This window comes from Ruegeria sp. BI7 (genome assembly GCF_056537925.1).
Genome location: NZ_JBQFSK010000024.1, coordinates 1 through 2,988, shown reverse-complemented (window position 1 = coordinate 2,988; position 2,988 = coordinate 1). Strand labels below are relative to the sequence as shown.

The 2,988-nt window shown below is 58.8% G+C and carries 3 protein-coding genes; all 3 read right to left on the bottom strand.

Annotated elements, in window-relative coordinates:
* The 3 genes from folD to ACR0JB_RS21750 are packed head-to-tail and all read right to left on the bottom strand — an operon-like array spanning nt 1 to nt 2,984.
* The gene (folD, locus tag ACR0JB_RS21760; protein WP_170507897.1) at nt 1–891 is read right to left on the bottom strand and encodes a bifunctional methylenetetrahydrofolate dehydrogenase/methenyltetrahydrofolate cyclohydrolase FolD; all 891 of its coding nucleotides are present in this window, start codon (nt 889–891) and stop codon (nt 1–3) included.
* Between the two features lie 53 nt (nt 892–944).
* Nucleotides 945–1,250 carry a chorismate mutase gene (locus ACR0JB_RS21755; protein WP_170352146.1) on the bottom strand — a complete coding sequence of 102 codons (306 nt, stop codon included), beginning with the start codon at nt 1,248–1,250 and terminating at the stop codon, nt 945–947.
* Nucleotides 1,251–1,307: 57 nt separating this feature from the next.
* Nucleotides 1,308–2,984 carry a formate--tetrahydrofolate ligase gene (locus ACR0JB_RS21750; protein WP_170352147.1) on the bottom strand — a complete coding sequence of 559 codons (1,677 nt, stop codon included), beginning with the start codon at nt 2,982–2,984 and terminating at the stop codon, nt 1,308–1,310.
* Nucleotides 2,985–2,988 lie beyond the last annotated feature (4 nt).

The following is a 2,988-nucleotide window of genomic DNA, read 5'->3' as shown; positions in this document are numbered from 1 at the left end:
TCAAGCTGTCAGGCCTTCGGGCTCTGGCAAGGCATTGGCGCGGCAGCAGGCGGTCAGCGTGTTGGCCAGCAGGCAGGCGATGGTCATTGGTCCGACGCCACCGGGCACGGGTGTGATCGCTCCGGCGCGTTCGGCCGCGCTGGCGTAATCTACGTCACCAACCAGCTTGTTCTTGCCGTCCCGTTCAATTCGGTTGATGCCCACGTCAATCACTGTTGCACCTTCCTTGATCCAATCGCCCGGAATCATCTCGGGGCGGCCAACGGCAGCAACGACGATATCTGCGCGGCGCACAACTTCCGGCAGGTCCTTGGTGCGACTGTGTGCGATGGTCACGGTGCAGCTGTCACCCAGCAACAACTGCGCCATCGGCTTGCCCACGATATTCGATCGGCCCACAACAACCGCATCCATACCCGAGAGCGAGCCATGGTAGTCGCGCAGCATCATCAAACACCCCAGCGGCGTGCAAGGCACCATCGACTTCTGCCCGGTACCCAGCAGTCCCACGTTCGAGATGTGGAAACCATCAACGTCCTTGGCCGGGTCAATCGAGTTGATCACCAGATCTTCGTTCAGGTGTTTGGGCAGGGGCAACTGCACCAAAATACCATGCACGGCTGGGTCGTTGTTCAGCTTGTCGATCAACGCCAGCAGATCTTCTTCGGACGTGTCGATGTCCAGCTTGTGCTCGTACGAGTTCATGCCGACCTCGACGGTCATCTTTCCCTTGGACCGCACATAAACCTGGCTTGCTGGGTCTTCGCCTACCAGAACCACGGCCAGGCCGGGGGTGATGCCGTTTTCTTCTTTCAGCTTTGCGACCTGGTCGGCCACCTGGCCGCGTACTTTTGCGGCAAAGGCCTTACCGTCGATAACCTGCGCTACCATCCTTTGATCCCTTCTTTTCAAAAACGGATCGGGCGCACAAAGCGCCCGGTTCTTCATTCGGGGCCGAGCACGCGTTCTTCGCGGGCAATCGACCAGTCAATCAAGATGCGCCAAAGCTTCTCGGCAAGATCGGGGTCCATGCCCAACTCGTCGGAACTTGTGCGCACGCGCTGCACCACATCTTCGACACGATCCGGGATGCGGGCGGGTAGCCCCTCGCCGGGTTTCAACTGAGACGCACGATCTATGTAAGTTGCGCGCGCCACCAACATTTCAATCAATTGGCGATCCAGCTTGTCGATCTGAACCCGCAATTCCCGCATCGAGTGGCAGTCCTGCGGCGGTATCAGAGTGGGCATTTCAATCTCCTGCGGTCCGGGGATACCCCCGGACCACGAGATGTATCATTCGGGCGCTTAGAACAAGCCCTCGATCTCACCTGCGTCATTGAGGCAGATGGATTCCGCAGCCGGTTTGCGTGGCAGGCCGGGCATGGTCATGATCTCGCCGCAGACAACCACGATGAACCCGGCACCTGCCGACAGGCGAACCTCACGCACCGGAACCGAATGGCCGGTGGGCGCGCCGCGCAGTGTCGGGTCGGTCGAGAAGCTGTATTGCGTCTTGGCCATGCAGACCGGCAGATTGCCGTATCCGGCCTCTTCCCATTCGCGCAACTGGTTGCGAATCTTGTTGTCGGCCAGAACCTCGTCAGCGCGGTAGATGCGCTTGGCGATGGTTTCGATCTTTTCGAACAACGGCATTTCGTCGGGGTAGATCGGTGCAAAGTTCGCAGCACCGTTTTCGACGATTTCCACAACTTTCTCAGCCAGAGGCGCAGAACCGTCTGAACCGAGCTCCCAGTGACGCGACAGAACTGCTTCGACACCATGTTCGGCGCAGTAATCCTTGACGGCCTGCACTTCGTCATCGGTGTCGGTGACAAAGTGGTTGATGGCGACAACAACGGGCACGCCGAAGGATTTCACGTTCTCGATGTGACGGCCCAGGTTGGCACAGCCCGACTGAACCGCGTCGACGTTTTCGGCACCCAGATCGGCTTTGGCAACACCGCCGTTCATCTTCATCGCGCGCACGGTTGCGACCAGAACAACTGCCGACGGAGCAATACCCGCCTTACGGCACTTGATGTTCATGAATTTCTCGGCACCCAGATCAGCACCGAAACCCGCTTCGGTGACAACATAATCGGCCACTTTCAGAGCGGTTTTGGTCGCGATGACCGAGTTACAGCCGTGTGCGATGTTCGCGAAAGGACCACCATGGACAAAGGCCGGGTTGTTTTCCAGCGTTTGCACCAGATTCGGCTGCATCGCGTCTTTCAGCAGAACGGTCATTGCGCCTTCGGCCTTGATGTCGCGGCAGTAAACCGGGGTCTTATCGCGGCGATAGGCCACAATGATGTCACCCAGACGCTTTTCCAGATCTTTAAGGTCGGTGGCCAGACAGAGGATCGCCATGACCTCGGACGCCACGGTGATGTCAAAGCCGGTTTCACGCGGGAAACCGTTCGACACGCCACCCAAGCTGGCGGTGATCTGACGCAGCGCACGGTCGTTCATGTCGACCACACGACGCCACGCAACGCGACGAATGTCGATCTCGCACTCATTGCCCCAGTAGATGTGGTTGTCGATCATCGCCGACAGCAGCGAGTGGGCCGAGGTGATGGCGTGGAAGTCACCTGTGAAGTGCAGGTTCATCTCTTCCATGGGAACAACCTGCGCGTAACCGCCACCCGCAGCACCACCCTTCATCCCGAAGTTCGGGCCAAGCGAGGCTTCGCGGATACAGATCATCGCGTTTTTGCCGATGCGGTTCAGGCCATCGCCCAGACCGACGGTGGTGGTGGTCTTACCCTCACCCGCAGGGGTCGGGTTGATCGCGGTCACCAGAATCAGTTTGCCGTCTTCACGACCTTGAACCGAGTTGATGAAGTCCTGGCTGACCTTCGCCTTGTCGTGGCCGTAAGGCAGCAGATCGTCACTGGAGATGCCAATTTTCGCACCGATTTCCTGAATCGGCTTCTTGTTCGCCTCACGGGCGATTTCGATGTCGGATTTGTAGCTCATTGGG

What these genes read in the sequence shown, in the direction of transcription:
- folD (WP_170507897.1), bottom strand. Translation starts at nt 891, where the DNA reads ATGGTAGCGCAGGTTATCGACGGTAAGGCCTTTGCCGCAAAAGTACGC.
- ACR0JB_RS21755 (WP_170352146.1), bottom strand. Translation starts at nt 1,250, where the DNA reads ATGCCCACTCTGATACCGCCGCAGGACTGCCACTCGATGCGGGAATTG.
- ACR0JB_RS21750 (WP_170352147.1), bottom strand. Translation starts at nt 2,984, where the DNA reads ATGAGCTACAAATCCGACATCGAAATCGCCCGTGAGGCGAACAAGAAG.